We start from the raw sequence: 24917 nt of genomic DNA, 5'->3' as shown, positions 1-24917 counted from the left end.
TTAAGTTGTGAATTTAATCATATAAATAAAGCGATTGTTTCCCTGAATTATGGTGAAATGTCGTTTTATTTTTATGTAAAAACTATTGTCATTCTCTAAGCATATATCCAATTAAATATAAAACTTCTATCACTTAATCAACAGACTGTAGCCAAATTATAAATGTAGTTCCTGGGATATGCGGTAATGTGATAATTGAGTGAATGGCCGGACTGAAAACCTCTATACTTCCCTGCATTTCTGCTATTAACTGTTTAGCAATACTAATTCCTAAACCAGTTCCGGGTATTTCTGTTTTTGCCTGTACACCTCGATAATGTCTTTCTCCAAGATGTTCTAAATCTTCTGGAGGAATACCAGGACCTGTATCACTAATAGCAATACCTTGTAAATTTCCTTTTTGTTGCCCACATTGGACTAAGATTTTTCCACCTGGGGGAGTATATTTCAAAGCATTATCTATAATATTACTCAACACTTCTGTTAATGCTTTTTCATTTACTTTTACTAAAGGTAAATAGTGGGAAATTTCCGTAATTAATTGTAAATTTCTTTCTTGGGAAATAGCTTGAGCCGATATTAATAAAGGTGCTAATAAATCTGCTAGACAACAATCAGTTAATTGTTCTCCTGTTCCGGGCAATAATAATGCAGGTTTAACTGGCTTTTGCACATTTTGATTAATAACAACCTTTGATTCTGGTAGAGGTAGAGGTGCTAAATCTGCTGTATTTAAATCAATAACCTGATCAAATTGTTGCAATAGTTCTTGCAAGCGATCGCTCTCCCTGACTATACTGGTTGCTACTTCCCGATTAGGATCAACCGGTCGCATTCGCTTAAATAGTAACTTACCAAAGGTGCGGATAGCAGTTAAGGGGTTACGAAGCTGATGCAAAAGATTGTCTAATAAATCCCGTTGTCTCTCTTGCAAAATTTGTTCTTGCTGGAGTTGGTGTTGTAACCAAGCCCTCCGCTGGTCTATAATGCAAGCGATCGCTAAAGTTTTGGCAATGCGTTCAATTTCCCCCTCTTCCCGTTGATTCCATTCCCTATCGTCCCTCGCAGTCACCAATAAGCCCATCATTACACCCTCATAAATCAGGGGTAAAACAATTTGGTTATGACTGAGTAAGTATTCATCCTGTTCATCGTGTAAGTTTTGTTTTTCTGTTGTTTCCGATTCCACCGACGGATGAGAAGATACAGAAGTCGGTTTTAATAACCTCGGTTGCTGATTTGGGAATGCTAAAACATTAGCAAGCCTTACAGAATAGCTATTCTCTGGTTCACCATATTCATTACTAGAATTTAATGCTATAGTCTCTGGATACACCATTACCGGAATTAGTCGCGCCTCACTTATAGGCTTTTCTACCAGTTCCTGTGTTAAATAAACCACCGTAAAAGATGCTCCCATTCCTTGGGTTAGCAGGGCTATTTGTTCTCGACATAGAGCAAGGAAATCAGAACTGGCAGACATTAGCATGAGTTCAGGAATCTAGGAGGAAGAAAGAATCTAGGAGTCAGGAGTCACCGAGTCAGGAGTCACCGAGTCAGGAGTCACCGAGCAAGGAAGAAGAAAATTACCCAGTCCCCAGTCCCCAGTCCCCAGCCCCCAATCAAGGCTTATAGCTATCTAGTTTAATCTGGTAATGGGGGAAGAGGTAACAAGTAATGGCTGAAAAGGCAGCGATTTTTTAATTTTTAATTCTTGATTTTTAATTGTTTTTTCCCCAGTTGTATCAAAACATTAAAAACTATTGATTTTTTGAGATAGAACTTATATAATGACGACGGATTTTGTAGCCATAACTACAGTCTATAGCTTGAAACAGGAGGACAATAGGTTGGCACGGAGACGTAAGCGGAAGAGTCGTCGGAGGCAGGAAGGACGGCGCATACTTGAGCATATTCCTCAGTACAGCATTGAAAGTGGCGAAGATAAACCTGTGACAGCAGCAAGAAAATTTATTCAAGCTGAAGGTATTTTGCCACCCGCGCTGCTACTAGTAAAACGTAATGAACATACAACAGACCGTTATTTCTGGGCGGAAAAAGGTCTGTTTGGCGCTCAATACGTAGAAGAGAATCATTTCTTGTTCCCTAGTCTTAGGACTTTAGAATCACCAACAGCACAAGAACCTGTTGCTGTTGCTGTTGCTGTTGCCAGTAACTAAACAACAAATGACCATCATATCTTGTAAGTGTGACTTCTGAATCTGTGAATAATTAACTGGTAATTTTGACCAGGTTATTCAAAAATTCCTTTTTTTAATTTTGTTGTTGAATTTGCCAGTAGGGTTTAAATGAATTCTCTCAAGTCATGGCATAATTAATTTCTCATCAACTAAATTTGGTTAGATGAATCAGTTTATTATCAGCTTATACACCAAGAGAATAGCGACAGAGCCAAGGTCATCCAAAAAATGAAGCATGAATTATTTATGCTCTCATTAATTTGGACTACTATCAAGCTCTGTCCACCAATTTAAATTTTTCCTTATGACATTTCAGGCATCAGGAAGATTAACAGCACAAGCAGAATTTTTCCTTCCTACTGCTGATTTACTCAAAATTTTAGTCAGAAGCCTACATGAATGTGGAGAATGCTGGTTTTTATCCCCAAAAATCAATCAAGTGTCCAGCGTCTTTAGCTGTAATGCCCTTTGTAACTCAGCAAGTTCATCTCTATGGGCAGTCACAGTAATTATACTTGAGAAGTCTTGTCCACTCAGGATATTTTCCATCTTGAGTGACACCTTCTCAAGTCTTCCAGATTTTTTCCAATACAATAACCCACTTAAAGGCGAAAATAGGATTATTCCCAGAAAAAATTGCCCAAAATCGGGAAAAAGCATTGATAAAACCAACGCCAGACAACCTAAACCCACGGCAGCTAATACAGTCAAAAATACTGCTAAAAACCAGCTAGGGCTGACAAATCCCTCAAAAGTGACTTGATTTTTGGCAGAGTCTACCGCTAAAACTCGATAAGCACGAGAGCGAAAATACTCCTTTAATGAAGTCATGAATGTATTTTCGTCCTGATCCGAAGTCAAGCGCATCATTTCTGTACGGTCTTTAGTTGAAGCACGTATAAAGAAAAATAAACCAACTGATAAGAGGAAAGTTAACAGGAAAGTAGATTGCAAAACGGTAAAATCCATAACTAATTTTTAAGTCGGAAATTTTCAGTAGACTTAAACCATTATCAATTATTCTGGAAACAGGTAACAGCTAACAAACAACAAACGGAAGTTGTTTTTAACTTTTAATTTTTAATTTTTATATGTCACAAAACTCCGAAACACCATCATCTAACATCCGGGCTATCGCCCAACAATTTCGCCTAGCAGGTTGGATTAGTTTCTGGATTCAGTTGGTATTAGGTGTAATCTCTGGAATAATTGTCTTATTATTTGGCATTTTTAGTCAAAAAGCCAACAGCCCCAATAATAATCCAGGCACAGGCTTTGGTGTATTTTTGGCAATTTGTGGCATAATTCTGTTGGGCGTTGGTATTTACTTGGCTTATCGCTACACCAGAATTGGCAAAAAACTAGAATCCCCTAATGCTAGTAATCGTCCCCGCAAGGCGGAAACCGTGCAAGTATTACGTTTGGGACTATGGATAAATTTAGGCGGCATATTAGTCACCCTGTTGGGAGCGCAGGCGATTGTTGGTACATTGGTAGCTAGGTCAATATCTCCCCAAGCCGCAACTACTCAATTATTTGACCCAACTCGGATTATTAGCGGTTTAGATATGCTCATAGTCCAGGCAAATACAAATACTGTATCAGCGCATTTTGCAGGTTTATTAGCATCTTTGTGGTTAATAAATCGGATTAATAAACCATAATTGACAGTGGTTGTAGTATCCTAATCTTTGAAAACAGGTAATTCTAAAATAAATCCTGGTAAAACATTTTCTCCCGATAAACTTGTCGGTAATGATACTATTTCTACAGATTGATTTTGACGGTAAATTTCTACTTGTTGATTTTGAGTATCAATTAACCAACCTAAACGTAAACCACTATTCAGATATTCCTGCATTTTCTCCTGTAATTGACTTAAAGAATCTGTACGAGAACGCAATTCTATGACAAAATCAGGACAAATTTTAGCAAATTTTTCTTTTTCTTGAATGGTTAAAGATTCCCAACGTTCATTAGCTATCCAAGCCACATCAGGAGAACGTTTACCACCATTAGGTAGAGTAAAAACAGTAGAAGAACTAAATACTTTTCCCAGTTTGCTTTGACGATTCCAAATCACAACATCTGCATTAAATTCTGACTCTCTATTACCACTAATTGCACCAACTGGAGGCATAATTATTAATTCTCCTTTAGCTGTTTGTTCAAGTTTCCAATCTTCATTGATTTGACATAGTTGATAAAATTGATCATCACTTAACTCTACATTTTTGATATTTAAAATAACTGATTGAGTTGTCATCATTGCTGAAAACTCCTTAACGCTTAGGTAATGGAGAAGAGTATCTGAACTAATTATCAACTATATTTGGTAAATTTACCACTGATCATAATCAAACGCAGATAAACGCAGATAAACGCAGATAAAAAACGTGATATTAGTATATAGGGTTTAACATTGTTCATAGGTGTCAACTTAACGTAAAACCCATAGCCCGCCTGGGAATGAATTCCCAGTCTCATAGCAAAAGTCATCTAAAGATGACTAAATAACCCGAAAATTTTTTAGTAAACTTTAGTTTACTTTGGCTATTAGACCGGAACTTAAGTTCCGGGCGGGTTTGGAAGCTAAACAAATAAGCTATTTGTAGCTTAAGTTGACACCTATGAGCATTGTTAAACCCCTACGATTAATCATCTCAATCAAGTATAATTGACAAAACTTAACGAAATTCACCAATGCTGGATATTAAACAAATTAGAGAAAATCCCCAATTAGTACAAGAAAAGTTGAATACTCGTAGTGGTAAATACGAGATCCAGCCTATCTTAGATTTGAGTCAACAACAACGGGAATTGGAAGTAAAACGCAATGAACTCCAAGCCCGGAGTAATGAAATTGGTAAACTGGTGGGACACAAGGTAAAATCTGGTGTTAATCCTCAAGATGCAGAAATTCTGGCTTTAAAGGATGAAGGAAACAGCCTCAAAATCACATTAAGCTCATTAGAACCCCAGGAAAAGGAGTTAAAAGCTCAAATTCACCAATTACTCTTAGCACTTCCTAACCTTCCCAGTGATTCTACACCTATTGGTAAAAGTGAAGATGATAACCAAGAAGTGAAAACATGGGGAGATGAATATAAACCCGAAAATCCAAATATTATACCACATTGGGAAATCGGGGAAAAGTTGGGAATTTTGAACTTTGAAAGAGCGGTAAAAGTTGCCCAAACTCGGTTTGTCAGTCTTATTGGTGCGGGTGCTGCTTTAGAAAGAGCATTAATCCAATTTATGCTTTCTAAACATATTGAAAATGGCTATATAGAAGTTAGTCCACCGTTGTTAGTTAATACTGATTCTTTAACGGGAACTGGACAATTACCCAAGTTTGCAGAGGACAGTTTTAAATGTGCAGAAGATGATTTGTGGTTAATTCCTACCGCAGAAGTTCCGGTGACTAATTTGTATCGGGGGGAAATTATCAACGGGGAAGAATTACCAATTTATCATACTGCATATACGCCATGTTTTCGGCGAGAAGCGGGAAGTTATGGCCGGGATATGCGAGGTTTAATTCGACTACATCAATTCAATAAAGTTGAGTTGGTGAAATTAGTAAAACCGGAAAATTCTTTTGATGAATTGGAGACGTTGCTAGTCAGTGCAGAGAGTATTTTACAGGCTTTAAAATTGCCCTATCGGGTGATTAATTTATGTACTGCTGATTTAGGTTTTTCGGCAACCAAGACTTATGATTTAGAGGTGTGGTTGCCTTCTGCTGGGAAGTATCGAGAGATTTCTAGTTGTTCTAATTGTGTGGATTTTCAAGCGAGAAGGGCGGATATTCGGTTTAAGGAATCTGGTAAGAAAGGGACGCAGTTTGTGCATACTTTAAATGGTTCTGGTTTGGCTGTGGGTAGGACTATGGCGGCGATTTTGGAGAATTATCAGCAAGCTGACGGGACGATTAAAGTACCGGAGGTGTTGCAGGTTTATTTGGGTAGGGAGGTTTTGTAGTTTAGGGGTTTTTGTAGAGGCGTGTTTGGGGGTGCGTCTCTACAAGAGTGATTTAGGAATTTTTAGTAAAAAACTTGGTTTTTTGGTAACTTAGATATTATTCAATTTGAAATAATACTGAAGTATAACAGGTAAAAAGAATGAATCCAAACTATCTTAATACTCAAATAAATGAGATTTTAGAGAACTCTTCATTAATGCCACCCAAACACAGAGATATATATCGCTTGCGGACAGGCATGGATGATGGAAGAATTAAAACATTCTCTGAAATAGCCTATATTTTTGATCTGAGTACATCAACTACACGTATCTATTACAAGAAAGCAGAGAAGAAAATTCTTGCTATATTAAGCGAGAAAGTATCTAATCATGAAACAATTATTATTGACGTATCCGATGTTGTTGAGAAGGCAAAAAAATTAACGCCATATCTGATTCAGCATTTGAAAAATAACGAAGAAGATTTACGGAAGCTTCACTGGCAAGTATTTGAGCATCTTGTTGCTGAGTTTTTTGCTAGTTGGGGATATGAGGATGTCCGTATAGTTGGACGAAATTCACAAACAGGTGCAGATATCATTGCAATACATCGTGAAGATAAATCGGGTGTGAAGATTCGCTATTTTATTGAAGTTAAACGATGGAAAGATCACGTCGGTGTTGAGGTTATTGATCGTGTAATTGGATCTATCTTAGCAGAGCGCTCAAAATTTGGATGGCATCTCGGTATGATAGTAACAGTTGCTGACTTCACGGTTATGCAAAAGTACACTCCATTACAATTATCTATGTTAGGAATTGAACTACGAAATGGTAGTGACGTTCGTAAATGGCTTCAAGAATATAAATTTTATAAACAAGGGTTGTGGCTTCCTGAACCCTTTCTCACATAAACACTACTTCTATTAATATTTAACTGTCTGAATCAGGATAACCAGGATGAAAGGATTAACAGTTTTCTATTAAAATTTAAATGTCAGTAATTCACCGTCTTGTATTGATATTTAATCGGTGCGTTACGCTATCGCTAACGCACCCTACGTTAATGTGTGTTAATCATACAAATCGCTGGATGGGATATCGAGTGCGATCGCTCATCTCGTAGAGTGCGTTAATGAAATGTAATGCACCGTTTTCTATTAATATTTAACTGTCTGAATCAGGATAACCAGGATTAAAGGATTAACAGGATTATATTTGATATTGATATTCTGGAATATTAAAATTATCGCAATTTCTGAAGATGTAGATGAATATTAAAAAAACATCCTGTACATCCTCAAATCCTGAATCAGACAAAATGCAATTTCTGAAAATGTAGACGAATATTAAAAAAACATCCTGTACATCCTCAAATCCTGGACATCCTGATTCAGACAAAATGCAATTTCTGAGGATGTAGATGAATATTAAAAAAACATCCTGTACATCCTCAAATCCTGAGCATTATCTCGACTTCGCTCGATAACCACCTGATTCTGACAAATAATGTTAAAATTTTTACTAGCAGAAAATGGTCAAAAAAGATAAACTAATTGAAAAATTAAAAAATAGCCCCAACAATGTAAAGTTTAGTGATATTCGTAAACTTTTAGAGTTAGAGGAATTTTTCTTAGATAGAATTACAGGTAGTCATCACATATTTATCAAAGATGAAACAATCTTAGTAATTCCAGTTCATAATAATCGGGTAAAATCAGTTTATGTTAAACGAGTATTAGAATTAATAGAAGGAGCGTAATCATGAATTATCCCATAGTTGTTTATCCTTGTGAAGAAGGCGGTTTTGTAGCAGAAATTCCAGCATTAAAAGGATGTTTAGCACAGGGTGAAACTTTAGAAGAAACCTTACAAGAATTGATAACTGTGCGAAACTTGTGGTTAGAAACAGCTGAAAAACATGGTCAAAAATTGCCAGATATTGAAGGTGCTATTGCAAAAGTGAAAGCTCTAAGTAGTGTATAAATTTTAGAATCAGGATTTCCACCGATTAAAGGATTAACAGGATTGTATTTGAGTTTGATATTGTGGAATATTTGAATTAGCGCGATTTCTGAAAATGTAGATAAATATTAAAAAACATCCTGTACATCCTCAAATCCTAGACATCCTGATTCTGACAATTTTTAGCTACAATTAAAGCATAAGCAACTAACATGAATTAGAGGAAATAATCATGAATGTAGATTAATTTTAATAAAACATCCTGTTAATCCTCAAATCCTGAGCATCCTGATTCAGACAAGAAAACTAACTGTCAGAATCAGGATAACCAGGATTAAAGGATTAACAGGATTATATTTAATTTTGATATTGTGGGATATTTGAATTAGCGCAATTTCTAAAAATGTAGATTAATTTTAATAAAACATCCTGTACATCCTCAAATCCTGAGAATCCTGATTCAGACAAAAAGGATTAACAGAATACAGTATAGTAAATTTACCAAAGTAATCGCATTGGAATAATATGACCAAAACAATATACATAGAAACAAGTATTATTGGTTATTTAACAGCAAGACCTAGTAAAAATTTGATAGTTGCTGCTAATGCAGAATTAACAAGAGACTGGTGGGACAATCAGCGAAACTCCTTTACTATTTACATTTCTCCACTGGTATTGCAAGAAGTAGCAAAAGGTGATGCAGAAATGGTGAATAAAAGACTAGAAGTTTTAAATAACTTTCCTTTACTTGATATCACAGAATCAGTACAAAATTTAGCACAGGAATTCCAAAAACAAAGTAATTTACCACCCAGTGCTGCTTATGATACTGTTCACATTGCTACAGCTACCGTCTATGGATTGGATTATCTGTTAACATGGAATTGTAAGCACATTGCTAACCCCTATATTCAGAAAAAACTCTCACAGATTGCTGATAGTTTAGGGTATGAATTGCCAACAATATGTACACCTTATGAAATGTTAGGAGAATAATTTATGTGGAATGATGAAGTTTTGGCAGAAATTCGCAAAATAAGAGATGAACAAGCTAAGTCATTTAATTATGATTTGGCTGCTATTTGTGCTGATTTAAGAAAACAGCAAGCAACTAGTGGAAGAAAGATTATTTCTATTCCATTAAAGAAGGTAGTTCTCTCACGCTAATTTTGTAGGGTGCATTAATACAATACAATGCACCGTTTTCTATTAATATTTAACTGTCTGATAGCGTAGCGTGGCGCAAGCCATATCAGGATATCCACCGATTAAAAGATTAACAGGATTGTATTTGATATTGATATTCTGGGATATTTAAATTAGCGCAATTTCTAAGTAATTCCAGTTCATAATAATCGGGTAAAATCAGTTTATGTTAAACGAGTATTAGAATTAATAGAAGGAGAGTAATCATGAATTATCCCATAGTTGTTTATCCTTGTGAAGAAGGCGGTTTTGTAGCAGAAATTCCCGCATTAAAAGGATGTTTAGCACAGGGTGAAACTTTAGAAGAAACATTACAAGAATTGATAATTGTGCGAAACTTATGGTTAGAAACAGCCGAAAAACATGGTCAAAAATTGCCAGATATTGAAGGTGCTATTGCAAAGGTGAAAGCCCTAAGTAGCGTATAAATTTTAGAATCAGGATTTCCACCGATTAAAGGATTAACAGGATTGTATTTGAGTTTGATATTCTGGAATATTTGAATTAGCGCAATTGCTGAAAATATAGATAAATATTAAAAAACATCCTGTACATCCTCAAATCCTGAGCATCCTGATTCTGACAATTTTTAGCTACAATTAAAGCATTAGAAGTGATTCAGAAAGTCAGCTATTATCCCCATTTGCTTACAAAAACAAAGAATATGATACATGAAAAAAATCTCCCAATGCTTTGGCTTGATTTTTGCTAATACTTCTTTTACCATTTATTACTTCTGAAGTAATACCTTTTGAGCCAAAAATCTCGACAATATCCTTTTGTTTGAGTTGTCTTACTGACATTAACTCATGTAATATATCTAGGGGAGTTATAGCTTTCATTTGATAGACTTTATTTTCATATTGCTCAATTAGTGTTACTAGCAACTGTAAAACTTCAGCTTGTTCATCTGTCAAATTTTCCCCTAAATCCATAAATTTATCTACTTCATTTAGTAGACGCTTATGCTCTATTTCTGTGTCGATTATACGTGGCACAGTTTCAGAAAGTAGCTTAATGTATTCTTCCTTGTTTAGTGTATTTGTCATATACAACCCCCTTTGGGGTAGAATGTTTTCACTAGGGACATAGTAAAGCCATATCCTAGATGTTTATGAGCTTCTGAGTAGTGTAATTAGACTATTGAGAGGCGAAACCCTCTAAATATTCGTTATTTTTTCCACTTATCTTCATTATATTCACTATGAGTTAATACATCCTCAATCTTAATGGTCTTGACTTTATAGGTAATTTTAGTAATTAACCGAAACTTATTTCCTCCTATATTAAAAACTGTGTAGCCTTGTACAAAATCTGCGTGTGGATAAACTTCTCTTACATCTATAATGTGTTTCCATTCTTCCTTTTGAGCAGTTTGGAGCCAAACATTAAGACTAATTTCAGCATCTGGATGAATCTTACTAAATTCAGTTAGATTTTCGATGCCAATTACTTTCATAATGTATTATTAATTTCAATTTTTTTAGTTTAAACATATGTGCTTTACTTTGTGTCCTTATTTGTGTAGCTCTATGTTCTCATAAAGAGAACCAAATGTCAAGCCTCTGTACAGGAATTTTTGGAAATTCATTTCAACTTAGAGGAAGTGTTGAAATTAGCAGCGCATAATCGTTGTGTCGCTGCAAGTGCGATCGCTCATGTTGTAGGGTGCGTTCTCCGAAAGTACAGCACCATTTTTTATTAATATTTAACTGTCTGAATCAGGATAACCAGGATTAAAGGATTAACATAAATGTAGGTTTTGTATACTACTTATTGAAGTGCGGAATGTGGGTTAAATAGTCTTCAGACTTACACAACTATCAGACTAAATGTATATTGTTGAGGACATTGGACTTGATATTTGGTGATGAGTAACATATTTTGGAGATGATGCACTATGATAATATGCCAGTTTCATAAGTGCTGAATCTGTCGCCTCAGTATTATGCAAAAAAACAGTTTTTTTATGAAAAATTTGCATAAAAATTAACTTTTAGTGGCTAAAATTCATCCATACGATAGAGTGAAGTATTTCACTTGTACTCATAAACTATAAGGATTCATATTTATTCTTTTTCTGGAATGTTAATGTTGTCCCGTGAGTCTTCTAATTTGCGCGTTCTCATAGTTGATGATCATGAACTCACTCGTTTAAGCCTACAATTAGTTTTTTCTGTTCAAGAAAATATCCAGGTTGTTGGTTTAGCTAGTAATGGTCAAGAAGCTATAGAAATAGTTCAGTGCTATCAACCTGATGTGATCATTCTCGATTTACAAATGCCAATTATGGATGGTTGGTCAGCATCTCATTACATTAAAGCTATATCTCCAAATACTCAAATTCTAGCTTATTCCTCTGTAGATGAAGTATCTTTTGGACAAAACAAAGATAGGCATAACTTTGATAAAGTTTGCAAAAAAGATATTCCGACAAAGGAACTCATTGCCTTAGTCAGAGAGTTAGGGAACAGACATAGGTATTCTTCATTTCCAGAAGAAATATTAGACCTGTCGGAGAATTTAAAAGTCAGTCTGTGTCTGGCTTTGAGGATGTTTTTATGTCAGCCAGACTTGATGTAATTGGGTTGACCCTGGTCAACCCAACATCATTAATAATTAAAAAAGTACAAATTAGATCAGGCAAAAGGCAATTGACAATTATCAATTACCTTTTCTCCTGCCTAAATTTTAGATAACTAACAACTTAGGTTAATTATTTCTTGCTTCGTGAATAGTCCGTTTTAATTCATCAATTAAATCATCTAATTCTTCCAAAGCTTGATTGACATCAACCCTTAAAGTTCCTAAATTGGGTTGTTCTAATAAACTCAGCAACCGCTCACGTTTACCTTGAACAGTGCTAATTCGGTCTTTAACTGTCTGAATATCCATTTTTTTGCGTCCAGTTTTGAAACACTTCAAATCTAAAGTTAACGCAAAAAGGAAAAATCTCCATATCCCTTTCCCAATCTGCCACCAATCAGCGATGATAATAAAAGATGAAAATAAATTATACTAAGCTTAAATTATGCTCGGCAGAATTTCTTTGGGAACACTTGGTTTAACAGTAGGTAGTATACTCACCATCACAGGTTTTGTTGCCTACTTCATGGATAACGCTACCCTCAATCTAGTGGGATTTTTCTATGGTTTTCCGCTATTACTGGGAGGTTTAGCCCTAAAAGCTAATGAACTTAAACCCATCCCCTTCAGCCAAACTACCACACCATCAATCCTCGAACTCAGAAAGCAACAGGCAACTGTCACACAAACTAAAATCCGCAAAGACATCACCCGCAACTGTCACACCCCAAGGAAACGGATGTATTTAGTACATAAAAACTAATTATCGAGAGGATTTGCTGAACCTAAATAGGAATTATTACTATTAAGTTAAAAATACAGTTAAATATGCACGACCAAGTACGAATTTATTGGTTCTTAGGTTATTTTGATAGAAAACTTAGGGGGAGTGTCAACTGAGAGAAAACCAACACCGCAAATGGGGTCTGTCTGCCCATTCCCAAACTACAATAAGAATATATTTCCGAATATTTTGATTAATTTGCTCTATGTCAGTTTTAGCAGCGATCGCAGTTTTGGCTATTTTGATCTTAGTACATGAGTCTGGACATTTCATAGCCGCCCGTTCTCAAGGTATTTACGCTAACCGTTTCTCCTTGGGTTTTGGTCCGATTCTTTTAAAGTACCAAGGATCAGAAACGGAATACACTATCCGCGCTTTCCCTTTGGGTGGCTTTGTCGGCTTTCCCGATGATGATCCAGATAGCGAAATTCCCCCCAATGACCCCAATTTGCTGCGTAACCGCCCAGTTTTAGACCGTGCTATTGTCATTAGTGCCGGTGTAATTGCAAATTTAATCTTTGCGTATTTGATGTTGGCTTTGCAATTGGGAATCGTTGGTATACCCCAAGAATTTCAGTATCAACCCGGTGTCCTTGTCAAACCTGTAAATGAACAGTCTGTTGCTTACCAAGCAGGAATTCGAGAAGGAGATATTATTCTGGCTGTAAATGGCCAAGAAATTCCTCTAGGTAAAGACGCAACTACATTATTGACAAAGGAAATTCAAACCCATCCTAATCAGGAAATTGACTTAAAAATTCAACACGAAACCCAACAAACTAACCTAAAACTAACTCCTAAACAGGGTGCTGATGGTAAAGGTCTAGTGGGAATTGAATTAGGTCCCAATGGTAAAGCAATTTATCGCCGTCCCCAAGATATCGTGGAGATTCTCAAAGTTGCAGCTAATCGTTTTCAACAGTTAGTTGTGGGGACATTCCAAGGTTTTGGGCAGTTAATTACTAATTTTGGGCAAACGGTAGGACAAGTCTCTGGACCCGTGAAAATTGTCCAAATTGGCGCACAATTAGCCGCTAGTGATAGCACCAATTTATTTTCTTTTGCGGCAATTATTAGTATTAACTTGGCAATTATTAATATTTTGCCTCTTCCCGCTTTAGATGGTGGACAATTAGCCTTTTTATTAATTGAAGGATTATTTGGTAGGCCTTTACCTAACAAAGTTCAAGAAGGTGTGATGCAAACTGGTTTGGTGTTACTTTTAGGATTAGGTATTTTCTTAATTGTGAAAGAAACAACTCAATTGGAATTTATCCAACAATTATTTCAGAAATTGTAAATCCAGTAATTGTAGGGGGTTTAGCAGTGTTAAACCCCTACACCAAATAATAATCTTAAATTTAAAATCTCTGACGTGACTCGTAAATCATTAACTAAAAAACAACGGGCTTTAGAAATTCTTGCCCGTATTCAGTATCTTTATCCTGATGCAACTTGCTCTTTAGATTATGCAACTCCTGTACAATTATTAGTAGCAACTATTCTTTCCGCTCAATGTACAGATGAAAGAGTGAATAAAGTTACACCAGGATTATTTGGGCGATTTCCTGATGCGGAAAGTTTAGCAAATGCAGATTTAACAGAGTTAGAAGAATTGGTACGTTCGACGGGTTTTTATCGCAATAAAGCTAAGAATATTCAAGGTGCTTGTCGAATGATTGTCAGTGATTTCAATGCTGTTGTTCCCAACAAAATGGAAGAGTTATTAAAACTTCCAGGAGTAGCACGGAAAACTGCAAATGTAGTTTTAGCCCATGCTTATGGTATCAATGCTGGGGTGACAGTAGATACTCACGTTAAGCGGTTAAGTCAGCGTTTGGGCTTGACGAAAAATACCGAACCTGTGGGGATTGAAAAAGATTTAATGAAGTTATTACCCCAACCACATTGGGAGAATTGGTCAATTAGATTAATTTATCATGGTCGGGCTGTGTGTAAAGCCCGTTCTCCTGGTTGTAATCTTTGTGAATTGGCTGATTTGTGTGATATGAATTTGTCTCTCGCAGAGTCTCAGAGTCTCAGAGAGTAATATTGGGGAGTATTGGGTTGGGGAAATTTATTTCTCATGTCCCTATAATTGTGAGTAAGGGTGTAGAATAGAGAATGCTGTCTTTCATTACATTAGGGAATTCATGGCGAAAAAGAGTATGATTGAGCGCGAGAAGAAACGCGCCAAAATGGTAGCTAAGTATGCTGACAAGCGGGAAGCACTACTAGAAGAGTTCAGAACAGCAGCATCTCCGTTGCTAAAGCTAGAAGTTCACCGCAAAATTCAACAGTTACCCCGCAACAGTGCGCCTAATCGTAAGCACAACCGTTGCTGGTTAACTGGTCGTCCTAGAGGCTTTTACCGTGATTTCGGACTATCTCGGAACGTCCTCCGGGAATGGGCCCATGAAGGTTTGTTACCCGGTGTTGTTAAGTCTAGCTGGTAGTTAGTTGTCAGTGGTTAGTTGTCAGTGGTCAGTTGTTAGTGGTCAGTTGTTAGTTGTCAGTTGTTATTACCAATTACCAATTACCAATTACCAATCACCAATTACCAATAACTAAGATATTATTGACCACAACAATGATCAATTCCCAGACTATCTAAGAGTAGATCGCTAACGGCGTTGGCGATCGCAAACTCCCCAAAAAAGCTTTTAGAAAAATCAAATGATTGCATCTCTGTGACAATAGCAATTACCAGAGAACCTAAATCATTTTCTCCTTCCATGCGTTGTCTCACAAAAATCTGTGATGCCCGCTGGGCTATATTTTGATTTATTGCTTCAGGAATAAACTCTTGATCAAGCCAATGCAACAAGTTTTGTTGTAACCATTCTCCTTCTTCTTGGGGATTTTCCGAAGGTGGTAAGGTAATGGGTGGAATTGCTTGAGTCATTTTTGTTTGTATATTTTATATAGAATTTGTTTGCTGTGGGTAATCTCAGAAGAAGACAATGGAATATGATGTTGCTGCTATTATTCGGGGTTATGCTCAAGGTTATTTTCTCATGTCTGATGAGAGTAATAACTTGGGATGGTATGGAAGTAACGAACGGACTCTAATTCCTTTAGATGAACGCTTTCGCTATCCTAAATCATTACAGCGTGTTCTTAATCAGGAACGATTCACAGTAGCCGTTAACCGGGACTTTTTGGGTGTGGTTGCTGGCTGTGCTAACCGCGATACAACTTGGATTTCTCCAGAATTAGAAAAGATTTATTGGTTACTTTACCAAACTGGTTACGCTTATAGTTTTGAAACTTGGCAAGGTGATGAATTAGCTGGGGGAATTTTAGGGATTGTCATTGGTGGTATTTTTATTGGTGAATCCATGTTTTTCAATATTTCTGAAGGTTCTAAAGTGGCAATGGTGAAATTGGTAGAAAGATTACGAGAAAGGAAATTTCTACTATTTGACGCGCAAATGATGAATCCTCATTTAGCCAGATTTGGTGCTTATCATGTTAGTAGTGAAGAATATGAAATTTTACTAAAACAAGCATTACCAAGTCCTTGTAAATTAATTTGATTGGTAATTGGTAATTGGTGATTGGTGATTGGTGATTGGTGATTGGTGATTGGTAATTGGTGATTGGTGATTGGTGATTGGTAAAGGCAGGGTTGGGGAAGTAGTGAGTTGTAAACCGTGACGGAGAAATTGGATAAAATCGGGTTGATTAATTAGTAAGCGGTTAAGAAATTGTTGAGTGAGAGAAATAAAACTCTTGCCTGTTTCCTAATTAACTTTTTCCAACACAACACAGCTAACAGAAATATCTTTGAACAACCATAATGCGTATTTTAGAGAATCGAACCACCTCAGAGGTTGGTAAATGGGTAACATAAGTCGAATGACCATTGCAAGTGTATATAATACAGGTGTAATGGTAGTTGATTGCACTAAATAACCTCCTGCGAGAATTTCTCCATTGACAATTTTGAAATCGGGAAATAGGCTACTCAATTCCTGGATATCAGGTCGAAACATGGTATCTATAGGATCGCGGTGGTAGGGATATTTATAAGGAACTGTAACGAAAATATAGCCAGATTTAGGGATAATAGAGCTAATTATTTGACATATTTCTTCTCTGTTCGTTATATGTTCCAATAGATTAGAACACAATACAGATTGAATATTCATTTCTGAAAGTTTCTGTAAAAAATCAAGGTCGCATAAATCCCCCACTAGATCAACACCTGTATCGTTTTTCATGTCCGCATGAATTACTGAGTAGCCTTTTGTTCTAGCTGGTTTGAATAATAGTTCATCAATCCAAGGTTGTTCATGTTCTCTAAATTTTTGGTTTGAACTACCAATATTGAGTATAGGGAATACAGTGTTTGGGCTGAGAGAATAGATAATATTTGCCAACCACCTAGCTTCTTCTTTGAACATAATGATTTAATGCACCGTCATTGGACTATATCAACTAAGAACTAGACTACTAACGATAGAATTAGATTAGTAAGATTATTCACTATCAAGCCATCAAGAACCATGCCCTCTGATATTGCTGTCGAGAAGAAAAAGTTAAAAAATCCACCTTTGCAAATGCACTACTTAGGCGATCGCGTGTTGCGACAACCTGCAAAGCGTGTTACCAAAATAGATGACGAACTCCGCCAAATAGTGCGCGAAATGCTGCAAACTATGTATAGCTCAGATGGCATTGGTTTGGCTGCACCTCAAGTTGGTATCAATAAACAGCTGATCGTCATTGACTGCGAACCAGATAACCCAGATCATCCGCCATTAGTATTAATTAACCCGACGATTAAACAGGTTAGCAGTAAGCTCTCTGTGGCTCAGGAAGGGTGTTTAAGTATTCCCAACGTCTATCTAGATGTAAAACGTCCAGAAGTGGTAACAATCGCCTATAAAGACGAGTATGGCCGCCCGCAAACTTTAACAGCCGATGATTTACTGGGTCGCTGTATTCTCCACGAACTGGATCACCTTAATGGCGTGGTATTTGTAGATCGTGTAGAAAATTCCTTGACTTTAACCGAGGAGTTATCGAAGAATGGCTTCTCGTATCAAGCAGTGAAACCAGTAGCATAGGGTGGTCTAGTAGTGTATTTAACTCCAAAAAGCGGTTTATTTTTAGGTGGTGCTTGTTTTACAGCGATTGCGGCTGTTGGTTCGGTGTTTGAATTGAGTTATGGAGAACCAAATTTTGGTTTCCAAACCACTGCCATTATCCTAGCTTTGAGCATTCCTCTCACCGTATTCTTTTTTATTGCCGCAGTGAAGGATGCACGAGCTAATATGAAATAAGCATCAGGTATATGAAAAAGGTAAGAGGATGAACGAGGAATGCACACTTCACCCTTTTACCTTTTATTTTTTACTAAGTAATTGGTAATTGAGAGGAAGATTATAAATCATGAAAATTCAACTTCAACCAGAAACTGAGGAACTGATACGGGCATATATTGCCACAGGTCATTATACCAATGCAGATGATGTGATAATTAAAGCACTTAAAGTATTATCGGAGTGGGAAAAAGGGTATCAGGAATGGGAACAAGAAACACGCAAGAAAGTCGCTGTAGGACTTACCCAAATTGAACGAGGAGAGGTAGTTAGTAGTGATGTTGTTATGGCTAGATTACAGGAAAAAATTAGGATTGCTCGTGAGAATAAAAAATAATGGAATATATTCTATCTGTAGAGGCAAGTCAGGACATAGAAAATATTTTAGATTATTTTCTTCAGCGCAATATTGATGCAGGGGAAAAGTTTGTTAAGGATTTTAATAACAAGTGTTTGAATATAGTAAAATTTCCTAAAATTGGGCGTAGTTATAGCCATATAGATTCTCCATTAAGAGGTATTCCCATTGATGGTTATATAATTTTTTATCAGTTATTAGAAAATAGTATTGTCATTATTCGAGTGGTTAGTGGGTATAGAGATATAGAATCTTTGTTTTTGGATTTAGATCAATAAAATAAAATTATGCTACCAACTTCTACCCAAATACTCCGACTTTCCCAAGGACATCTCAATTTACTCGCAGCTTGTCCGCGCAAATTCCAGCATAGCTATTTAGAACAACTGAATACTCCTCTAGATCCTAAACACGAAAAATATCAAATTTTAGGGAGTCGGTTTCACTTACTTATGCAGCAGCGAGAAATGGGTTTACCTATTAATAACTTACTACAAGCAGATCCTCAATTGCAAAATTGGATGACTGATTTTAGGAAAATTGCTCCAGAAATATTTATAACTAATATTGATAATCAAACTTTTCGAGAAAGTGAACATTATCGAACCTTGCAAATTGGAGATTATCTCCTCACAGTTATTTATGATCTATTAATTGCTGATCAAAATCAAGCCCAAATTCTCGACTGGAAAACCTATCCCCAACCACCAAAATCAGAAACATTAGCTCAAAATTGGCAAACAAGACTGTATATGTATGTCATGGCAGAAACTAGCAACTATTTATTAGAAAATATTTCCATGACTTACTGGTTTGTGCAATCAAAAGGGCAAACTAAAAAAATCAAATTTTTATATAATGAAAAAGAACATCAAAAAACAGCAGAGGAATTACATCAACTATTAAACAATCTTACAAAATGGATAAAAGATTATGAATATAATATATCCTTACCGCAAATTAAGGAATCTCAGAAAATCTGTGAATCTTGCCAATATGCAGTGAGGTGTCAACGTCAAAAAATCAAACAAGTGAATATAGATATTAATCAACAGTTTCCTAGTTTGGAAAATATTGCAGAAGTATCACTTTGAACTTTTAAAAATGTTAAAATAGAAATAGAAATAGAAATAGAAATAATATCCAAAATTATCAACATGGCTCCATTACCCGATTATCGTCCCAAACAAATGTCCCTAGGTCCCCTAGAAGCAGAAATCCTCAGTATTATTTGGGAATTGAGTTCAGTAACAGTCAAAGATGTACATGATCGGATTCTGGCTGATCCTAACCGCGAATTGGCTTATACTTCTGTTACCACCGTTTTGCGTCGTCTCACGGAAAAAGGTTGGTTAGCTTGTGATAAGCACAGCAAAGCCTTTTATTGGCGGCCATTGCTCACTAAGCAACAAGCAGATATTATTAAAGCCCATGATCAATTACAGCGATTTTTAGCAGTAGGAAATCCTGATGTAATTGCGGCATTTGCTGATAGTTTAGATCAAGCTGCTAGTGACCAAATCGAAGCGATCGCTAAACGCATCCAAGCCGCACGGGAAGCCAGAGGAGAAAAATAGAATTATGCTTCACTCACCAAGCAACTGGGAGAAAAATTTATGCACCTACTCATGATTGTCACCGCTGTAACCATTGCTTGCTGGTTACGATCCTCTGGCAGTATCCAGCCAAGAAATTGGCATTTACGATGGCAAAAAACCCTGTTTTTATTCCTTTTTCCCCCCTTACTCATATTCATGACAGTCACTTCTATAGTCTGTATGGGTACACAGGGAAAAATGGGCGGAATGTATACCGACTCTTTTAGCTATCTCCTCGCATTAATTTTTCTAGGATTTTTTAATACCGTAGGTATCAACCTCGCTTTTCAGGGCTGGAAAGCCATTAAATCTGCCCGTGAATGTCCCCAAATTACTCTAGATGGTAAATCAGCCCGACTTCTACAAACAGGAGCTTTATTTGCTGGACAAATGGGTTTTTGGCAACCTGAATTAGTTGTTAGTCAAGGACTACTACAAATTCTCTCTCCAGCCCATCTGGAAAGTGTTTTAGCCCACGAACAAGGGCATTATCAATATAGGGATACGTTTTGGTTCTTTTGGCTGGGCTGGGTGCGTTCTTGTACCGCCTGGTTGCCGAATACAGAGTCTTTATGGCAAGAATTGTTAATTTTACGAGAATTACGGGCTGATAGTTATGCTGCATCTCAAGTAGATCCTTTAGTATTAGCAGAATCCTTGCTGTTAGTCGTGAGTAATAATCCAATTACATCAGATATTTGTTGTGCTGCTTTGGGTGCAGGCGATCGCTTGGAACAAAGAATAGAGGCTTTATTAACACCATCTGAACCAGTACCAGAAACGCAATTACAATCTTGGCATATTTTTTTATTGGCGTTTCTTCCTTTGGTTACAGTCGTATTTCATACTTGAATGATTTCCCATCCTCCCTATTTTATGGAGGACAGGGAAAAGGTAGAAGTCACTAAGAGAACTCCACAAAAAAATAATCCAATTTTGTGGGATGGGCATACGTTCGACACGCTCAGTACAAGTCTTGCCCGTCCTTGTATTATTAGCGGGCAAGATGCCCGCACCACAAGAAATTTTAGGATATTTTTTTAATTGGAAGTCTCCAAAATTGCATTAAAACCGAAATGTGGTGCGGAGGAGTCCTGTATAAATGGTGTCGTTATTACTATTACCCTCCGGGTTGAAGATGACAATCAAACCAGGAGTAATAGAGAGGTTGTTATTAACTTGATAACGATATAGTGCTTCTAGATGCAAAGAAGTATCACTATCCAGACGACGGTTGCTAGTAGAAGTGAGAACCGCTGGACCAAAATCATTACTTGTAACTTTCGGTGGTTGACCAATAATTATCCCACCCAAATTACCTTTTTTACCTAAATCTGGGAAAGCTAAGTTAACAGACCAATTCCAAATATCTGCTTTATCTCCCCTATTCACATTAGCACCAGAACTATTTTCAGCTATGGCTTGCGTATACCCAACCCAACCACCAAATGCCAGTTTAGGATGAACACGATAGCTGGTTTCTAGTCCGTAATGATTCGTTGTAGTGTTCACTGGATTAGTGGCACTAGAGTTAAAGGGATTATTGGCAAAAGCACTACCATAGGACCCAGAAACCACAACATCACCATCATTATTAGCACCTCTGAGATAAGAATGTGCATAGGTCAAACCAAGGGTTAAATTACTATTAGGCTGGAATGCTAATTGGGTTAATGCACCATAACTACCATCAAATAAGCCTTTTCCAGCACTTGGATCACTACCTCTTCTAGCAAGATAACCCCCAGACAAGGTAATTTTATCACTTAATTTAAAGACAGCACTTACACCCGAACCTGTATTACTTGCCGAACTGGTATTACTGGCACGGTAGATAGGAGAAAAGCGACCAAAGCGTGACAGTGAACCGATAGGAGTTGAAGATAATAAGGGGTTAATGGTGTTGAAGTTGTCGTAAAATTCACCACCAATGGCATCAACAATCACATTGATTTTATCTCCTACCGGAAACCGATAATACAATTTGCCCATTTGGACACTGTTGGTAGTATCGTTGGTAGAATCCCAGGATGTCCGAGTCATGTTCGTACCGCTGACTGGTGAGTTAAAAGCAATAGAATTATTGGCTTCTAAGCGAGTAAACAACTGGTCTTTACCTGTAAAACTAGTAACCAAATTCAGGCGGATGCGATCGCTAAAAATTGTATTATCTTGTAAACGGCGACCTCCTGCTCCATAGGCAGTGTTTTTCGCGGTTTCTCTGGCTACTCCCGCAGGTGTATTATTAATTGTTCTCCACTGGTCAGAATTTAGCGCCCTATCTCCACCAAACACACCCCCAAGAGCAAAAATTACTTCCCCATTCAACTTGGTAGTAGTGGAAAACTGTTGACTTTCTAGTGTAGCAGTACGACTTTCAAAGCCATCTATTCTGCCTCGTATTTCTACTAATCCATCAGCAAATTCTTGTTGCAGTTTTTGCAGAGTGTCTAAATCTTCCTTTTTCACCAGATCAGCCGTACTGGTGGCAATCAATTCTTGAACCCTATTCAAACAGGCATTTAAACCCGCTGCAAATTCATAGCGCGTTATGGCTCGATTGCCCCGGAAACTGCTATTTGGGTATCCCGCAATACAACCATAGCGTTCAACTAGAGATTGCAAAGCCTGAAAAGCCCAATCTGTCGGTTGCACATCTGAAAGTTGGGAAACAGATGTTACCTGCTCTATTTCCGAGTGAGAATTTTGCTGAGTTTCCGCAACTATACCGTCTTTTACCTGCAAATTAGTGAGGTTGGTATCAATTTCTATAGCCTTAGCTGTAATTGTATTAGCTGCAATCAATAACGGAGTTATCCACAGTGAATTTCGTAGAAAAGTAGACATTTACCTCACACCTCAAATCTTTAATACCAACTTAACAGGTACATATTAATACCAATTAACTTGGTATTTTGTAGCAAAGACTACAAATTTTTCGGAGTTGGTAAAATTTGTTTTTTAGCAGTTTTTAATTGCTTCCAAAGCATTTTAATTTGAGTGTAAGCATCCTCTGGTGACAGCTTACCAGCAGTTTGCAGGCTACAAATATAGCTTACCCGTTGAGAAAATTCCTGTAAATTAGAGTTAAAAACCAAATACTCTGGCTTAAATTGACCACGATATTTGTGGCGAGGATAGAGAAAATCAGTTAAATTAGTTAAAAAATCAGAATCTTTTGCCATTGCTGTTTATATCCATCAGCTAGTAAAAAAAGCTCTTTTTCCCAAGAGAATTTTAGAGCCACACAACAACCAACTTAATTGGTAAGTATCCTCTAGCTCTATTGGAAAAAAAGTAGCTTACGACACAATATTTGAGATTAATAATCTTCACAGGTAGATTTTTGTCAGGAAATATTTACCAGTTATATTGGTAAATATTATGGTAATCTTGGTAAAAGTATACCGAGTGTCAATTCCATGAATAAAAATTTCTCTCAGTCCAGTTTGCCAATCAAAAGAAGAAAGCTACTAGTTTTAATAGCGACAGCATTAGCTACTTTACTACTGGTTATGGGCTTACCAATCCTGACTTCTTCTCCTGTATCAGCACAATCTAATAACAACTTACTCATATCCGCCGCTGCTAGTTTAAAAGAGGCACTGGAAGAAATTAAACCTCTCTACCAACAAAGTAAACCAAACGTCAACATTAATTATAACTTTGGTAGTTCCGGTGCATTACAGCAACAAATCGAACAAGGTGCGCCGGCGGATATTTTTATATCTGCGGCTAAAAAACAAGTAGATGCTTTAGAACAAAAAGGACTTTTAGTTCCAGGGACTCGGAATATAATTGCTAAAAATCGGTTAGTTTTGGTAGTACCTAAAAATGTTGTTGGTATCACCAGTTTCTACAGTCTCAAAGATGCGAAAGTTAAAAAAATCGCTATTGGTGAACCGAGAAGTGTACCCGCAGGACAATACGCACAACAAGTATTAGAAAAGTTGAAAATTTGGTCAGAGATTAAATCAAAACTGGTTTTTGCTAATAACGTGCGTCAAGTTTTAGCATCTGTAGAAAGTGGGAATGCTGATGCAGGTTTAGTTTATATAACTGATGCCAAAATCTCTGATAAGGTAAAAGTTGTAGTTACGGCAGATGAAAAATACCACTCTCCCATTATTTATCCATTAGCAGTTGTTAAACGTAGCAAAAATGTTGATGCTGCTAAAGAATTCTCTCAATTTTTATCTAGCAATCAAGCTAAAACTGTATTTAAGAAATATGGGTTTATTTTGCCTTAATCATAGGTGAAATTTCAGATTCCCGACTTCTGACAAGCAATCATCATTTATTCAGAGGATTAAATAAAGAAGTCGGGGATCTTACTCACGATTTAATAAGGGATTTAAATAAAAATTAAAATTTATTAATTAAACCATCCTTTATAAGCAGATATTTCACTAACTCCAATTTCCCAAGGTGTACCCTTCTCAAAAGGAGGACACAAACGGATAATTGCCTGATGAGAAAACGACTTTAACTTTTTAGCAATATTAGGAATAGCATAGAATATATGCCAATACATTTCTCTATCAGGACAAATAATAATTAAAATAAAATAGCTTGAATTAGTGACTACATACCAATGACACCTTGATAATAAAGCTTGGAGAATAAGACCACAGTTTACATAAAAGTGGTTAGCAATAACTTCTTCTAAATTTCTAATTAGCATTGCATCAATTTGTGTAATCCGAGATGGAGGTAAATCATCTGGAGACAGAGAATATGGATTCATGGCTGATAAAGTAGGAAAGGAAGTTTGGTCAATTTTTGTATAGCAGATAAAAGGGAATGGGAAACTCAGAATAATTTACCATTCCCTAACAACCAACCAATAGAACGAGGAAACAAGAGACTAAACTATATAGAGTTATTTATGAATCAGCTACACAAGGGAGATAATGGGGG

33 protein-coding genes and 2 pseudogenes are annotated in these 24917 nt (G+C 36.7%); 24 read left to right on the top strand and 11 right to left on the bottom strand.

Annotated elements, in window-relative coordinates:
* Positions 1–133 precede the first annotated feature (133 nt).
* Positions 134–1489 (bottom strand): sensor histidine kinase KdpD, encoded by a 1356-nt coding sequence (locus BMF77_RS01215; protein ID WP_148759986.1) that lies wholly within the window; start codon positions 1487–1489, stop codon positions 134–136.
* A gap of 361 nt (positions 1490–1850) precedes the next feature.
* Between BMF77_RS01215 and BMF77_RS01210 the strand changes: the two genes are divergently transcribed.
* Positions 1851–2180, top strand: a complete 330-nt coding sequence (locus tag BMF77_RS01210; protein WP_015080139.1) for a DUF3155 domain-containing protein — start codon at positions 1851–1853, stop codon at positions 2178–2180.
* Positions 2181–2636: 456 nt separating this feature from the next.
* On the opposite strand, the gene BMF77_RS01205 is transcribed toward BMF77_RS01210, so the two are convergent.
* On the bottom strand, positions 2637–3170 hold the full coding sequence (locus BMF77_RS01205; RefSeq protein WP_015080140.1) for a cofactor assembly of complex C subunit B: 534 nt from the start codon (positions 3168–3170) through the stop codon (positions 2637–2639).
* Positions 3171–3292: 122 nt separating this feature from the next.
* Here BMF77_RS01205 and BMF77_RS01200 point away from each other — a divergent pair, with 122 nt between their 5' ends.
* On the top strand, positions 3293–3865 hold the full coding sequence (locus BMF77_RS01200) for a DUF3611 family protein (RefSeq protein WP_148759984.1): 573 nt from the start codon (positions 3293–3295) through the stop codon (positions 3863–3865).
* A 20-nt stretch (positions 3866–3885) separates the two neighbouring features.
* On the opposite strand, the gene BMF77_RS01195 is transcribed toward BMF77_RS01200, so the two are convergent.
* Complete coding sequence (locus BMF77_RS01195) at positions 3886–4467, bottom strand: Uma2 family endonuclease (RefSeq protein ID WP_371735590.1); 582 nt, start codon at positions 4465–4467, stop codon at positions 3886–3888.
* Between the two features lie 437 nt (positions 4468–4904).
* Between BMF77_RS01195 and serS the strand changes: the two genes are divergently transcribed.
* From serS to BMF77_RS01160, 7 genes are all read left to right on the top strand, one after another.
* Entirely contained in the window at positions 4905–6185 is a 1281-nt protein-coding gene (gene serS, locus BMF77_RS01190) for a serine--tRNA ligase (RefSeq protein WP_148759980.1), read from the top strand.
* 140 nt (positions 6186–6325) lie between these two features.
* Positions 6326–7081 (top strand): restriction endonuclease, encoded by a 756-nt coding sequence (locus tag BMF77_RS01185; protein ID WP_148759978.1) that lies wholly within the window; start codon positions 6326–6328, stop codon positions 7079–7081.
* Positions 7082–7701: 620 nt separating this feature from the next.
* Positions 7702–7929, top strand: coding sequence for a type II toxin-antitoxin system HicA family toxin (locus BMF77_RS01180; RefSeq protein WP_148759976.1), 228 nt, complete (start codon positions 7702–7704; stop codon positions 7927–7929).
* A gap of 2 nt (positions 7930–7931) precedes the next feature.
* On the top strand, positions 7932–8153 hold the full coding sequence (locus BMF77_RS01175; RefSeq protein ID WP_148759974.1) for a type II toxin-antitoxin system HicB family antitoxin: 222 nt from the start codon (positions 7932–7934) through the stop codon (positions 8151–8153).
* A 504-nt stretch (positions 8154–8657) separates the two neighbouring features.
* The gene (locus tag BMF77_RS01170; protein ID WP_148759972.1) at positions 8658–9131 is read left to right on the top strand and encodes a type II toxin-antitoxin system VapC family toxin; all 474 of its coding nucleotides are present in this window, start codon (positions 8658–8660) and stop codon (positions 9129–9131) included.
* A 3-nt stretch (positions 9132–9134) separates the two neighbouring features.
* Positions 9135–9302, top strand: a complete 168-nt coding sequence (locus BMF77_RS26400; RefSeq protein ID WP_168204374.1) for a hypothetical protein — start codon at positions 9135–9137, stop codon at positions 9300–9302.
* A 245-nt stretch (positions 9303–9547) separates the two neighbouring features.
* Positions 9548–9769: a type II toxin-antitoxin system HicB family antitoxin gene (locus tag BMF77_RS01160; RefSeq protein WP_148759970.1), complete on the top strand. Its 222-nt coding sequence runs from the start codon at positions 9548–9550 to the stop codon at positions 9767–9769.
* A gap of 219 nt (positions 9770–9988) precedes the next feature.
* On the opposite strand, the gene BMF77_RS01155 is transcribed toward BMF77_RS01160, so the two are convergent.
* Together BMF77_RS01155 and BMF77_RS01150 are read right to left on the bottom strand one after the other, a co-directional pair.
* Positions 9989–10390 carry a type II toxin-antitoxin system HigA family antitoxin gene (locus tag BMF77_RS01155; protein ID WP_148759968.1) on the bottom strand — a complete coding sequence of 134 codons (402 nt, stop codon included), beginning with the start codon at positions 10388–10390 and terminating at the stop codon, positions 9989–9991.
* 122 nt (positions 10391–10512) lie between these two features.
* Positions 10513–10800: a type II toxin-antitoxin system HigB family toxin gene (locus tag BMF77_RS01150; RefSeq protein WP_096668045.1), complete on the bottom strand. Its 288-nt coding sequence runs from the start codon at positions 10798–10800 to the stop codon at positions 10513–10515.
* A 120-nt stretch (positions 10801–10920) separates the two neighbouring features.
* On the opposite strand from BMF77_RS01150, the gene BMF77_RS28530 reads away from it, so the two are divergent.
* Together BMF77_RS28530 and BMF77_RS01145 are read left to right on the top strand one after the other, a co-directional pair.
* Entirely contained in the window at positions 10921–11046 is a 126-nt protein-coding gene (locus BMF77_RS28530; protein ID WP_256370331.1) for a hypothetical protein, read from the top strand.
* Positions 11047–11426: 380 nt separating this feature from the next.
* Positions 11427–11831: pseudogene (locus BMF77_RS01145) on the top strand (response regulator transcription factor); the annotation flags it as partial.
* A gap of 222 nt (positions 11832–12053) precedes the next feature.
* Here the strand turns inward: BMF77_RS01145 and BMF77_RS01140 are convergent.
* Positions 12054–12236 carry a hypothetical protein gene (locus tag BMF77_RS01140; protein WP_148759966.1) on the bottom strand — a complete coding sequence of 61 codons (183 nt, stop codon included), beginning with the start codon at positions 12234–12236 and terminating at the stop codon, positions 12054–12056.
* Positions 12237–12372: 136 nt separating this feature from the next.
* On the opposite strand from BMF77_RS01140, the pseudogene BMF77_RS01135 reads away from it, so the two are divergent.
* From BMF77_RS01135 to rpsN, 4 genes and pseudogenes are all read left to right on the top strand, one after another.
* Positions 12373–12651 (top strand): annotated as a pseudogene (locus BMF77_RS01135) (DUF2854 domain-containing protein); the annotation flags it as partial.
* A 265-nt stretch (positions 12652–12916) separates the two neighbouring features.
* The gene (rseP, locus tag BMF77_RS01130; RefSeq protein WP_148759964.1) at positions 12917–14011 is read left to right on the top strand and encodes an RIP metalloprotease RseP; all 1095 of its coding nucleotides are present in this window, start codon (positions 12917–12919) and stop codon (positions 14009–14011) included.
* Positions 14012–14086: 75 nt separating this feature from the next.
* The gene (gene nth / locus BMF77_RS01125; RefSeq protein WP_210422276.1) at positions 14087–14761 is read left to right on the top strand and encodes an endonuclease III; all 675 of its coding nucleotides are present in this window, start codon (positions 14087–14089) and stop codon (positions 14759–14761) included.
* A gap of 103 nt (positions 14762–14864) precedes the next feature.
* On the top strand, positions 14865–15167 hold the full coding sequence (gene rpsN / locus BMF77_RS01120; protein ID WP_148759960.1) for a 30S ribosomal protein S14: 303 nt from the start codon (positions 14865–14867) through the stop codon (positions 15165–15167).
* Positions 15168–15286: 119 nt separating this feature from the next.
* Here the strand turns inward: rpsN and BMF77_RS01115 are convergent, their stop codons facing one another.
* Complete coding sequence (locus BMF77_RS01115) at positions 15287–15616, bottom strand: hypothetical protein (RefSeq protein WP_015080154.1); 330 nt, start codon at positions 15614–15616, stop codon at positions 15287–15289.
* Positions 15617–15674: 58 nt separating this feature from the next.
* On the opposite strand from BMF77_RS01115, the gene aat reads away from it, so the two are divergent.
* Entirely contained in the window at positions 15675–16250 is a 576-nt protein-coding gene (gene aat, locus BMF77_RS01110; RefSeq protein ID WP_015080155.1) for a leucyl/phenylalanyl-tRNA--protein transferase, read from the top strand.
* Between the two features lie 207 nt (positions 16251–16457).
* Here aat and BMF77_RS01100 read toward each other — a convergent pair whose 3' ends face one another.
* Entirely contained in the window at positions 16458–17120 is a 663-nt protein-coding gene (locus tag BMF77_RS01100; protein WP_148759958.1) for a methyltransferase type 11, read from the bottom strand.
* Between the two features lie 102 nt (positions 17121–17222).
* Between BMF77_RS01100 and def the strand changes: the two genes are divergently transcribed.
* The 7 genes from def (at position 17223) to BMF77_RS01065 (ending at position 20849) form a co-directional block, all read left to right on the top strand.
* Positions 17223–17786 carry a peptide deformylase gene (def, locus tag BMF77_RS01095; protein WP_148759956.1) on the top strand — a complete coding sequence of 188 codons (564 nt, stop codon included), beginning with the start codon at positions 17223–17225 and terminating at the stop codon, positions 17784–17786.
* 12 nt (positions 17787–17798) lie between these two features.
* The gene (locus BMF77_RS01090) at positions 17799–18002 is read left to right on the top strand and encodes a hypothetical protein (protein WP_015080159.1); all 204 of its coding nucleotides are present in this window, start codon (positions 17799–17801) and stop codon (positions 18000–18002) included.
* 109 nt (positions 18003–18111) lie between these two features.
* On the top strand, positions 18112–18378 hold the full coding sequence (locus BMF77_RS01085; protein ID WP_148759954.1) for a type II toxin-antitoxin system ParD family antitoxin: 267 nt from the start codon (positions 18112–18114) through the stop codon (positions 18376–18378).
* Complete coding sequence (locus tag BMF77_RS01080) at positions 18378–18677, top strand: type II toxin-antitoxin system RelE/ParE family toxin (RefSeq protein ID WP_148759951.1); 300 nt, start codon at positions 18378–18380, stop codon at positions 18675–18677. Before BMF77_RS01085 ends, BMF77_RS01080 begins: the two co-directional genes overlap by 1 nt.
* 9 nt (positions 18678–18686) lie before the next feature.
* Positions 18687–19493, top strand: a complete 807-nt coding sequence (locus tag BMF77_RS01075) for a PD-(D/E)XK nuclease family protein (protein ID WP_148759949.1) — start codon at positions 18687–18689, stop codon at positions 19491–19493.
* Positions 19494–19556: 63 nt separating this feature from the next.
* Positions 19557–19976 carry a BlaI/MecI/CopY family transcriptional regulator gene (locus BMF77_RS01070; RefSeq protein WP_015080163.1) on the top strand — a complete coding sequence of 140 codons (420 nt, stop codon included), beginning with the start codon at positions 19557–19559 and terminating at the stop codon, positions 19974–19976.
* A 39-nt stretch (positions 19977–20015) separates the two neighbouring features.
* Complete coding sequence (locus BMF77_RS01065; protein ID WP_148759947.1) at positions 20016–20849, top strand: M56 family metallopeptidase; 834 nt, start codon at positions 20016–20018, stop codon at positions 20847–20849.
* 213 nt (positions 20850–21062) lie between these two features.
* Here BMF77_RS01065 and BMF77_RS01060 read toward each other — a convergent pair whose 3' ends face one another.
* Entirely contained in the window at positions 21063–22844 is a 1782-nt protein-coding gene (locus tag BMF77_RS01060; RefSeq protein WP_148759945.1) for an iron uptake porin, read from the bottom strand.
* Positions 22845–22924: 80 nt separating this feature from the next.
* Positions 22925–23182 carry a hypothetical protein gene (locus tag BMF77_RS01055; RefSeq protein ID WP_148759943.1) on the bottom strand — a complete coding sequence of 86 codons (258 nt, stop codon included), beginning with the start codon at positions 23180–23182 and terminating at the stop codon, positions 22925–22927.
* 270 nt (positions 23183–23452) lie between these two features.
* Between BMF77_RS01055 and modA the strand changes: the two genes are divergently transcribed.
* Complete coding sequence (gene modA, locus BMF77_RS01050; protein WP_148766727.1) at positions 23453–24247, top strand: molybdate ABC transporter substrate-binding protein; 795 nt, start codon at positions 23453–23455, stop codon at positions 24245–24247.
* 125 nt (positions 24248–24372) lie between these two features.
* Here modA and BMF77_RS01045 read toward each other — a convergent pair whose 3' ends face one another.
* Entirely contained in the window at positions 24373–24744 is a 372-nt protein-coding gene (locus BMF77_RS01045; RefSeq protein WP_148759941.1) for a hypothetical protein, read from the bottom strand.
* Positions 24745–24917 lie beyond the last annotated feature (173 nt).

Origin of the sequence: Dolichospermum sp. UHCC 0315A (assembly GCF_008121535.1) — a bacterium.
GTDB lineage: Bacteria > Cyanobacteriota > Cyanobacteriia > Cyanobacteriales > Nostocaceae > Dolichospermum > Dolichospermum lemmermannii.
Note: the sequence above shows the minus strand (reverse complement) of the source record. Positions and strands in the feature narration are given on the sequence as shown.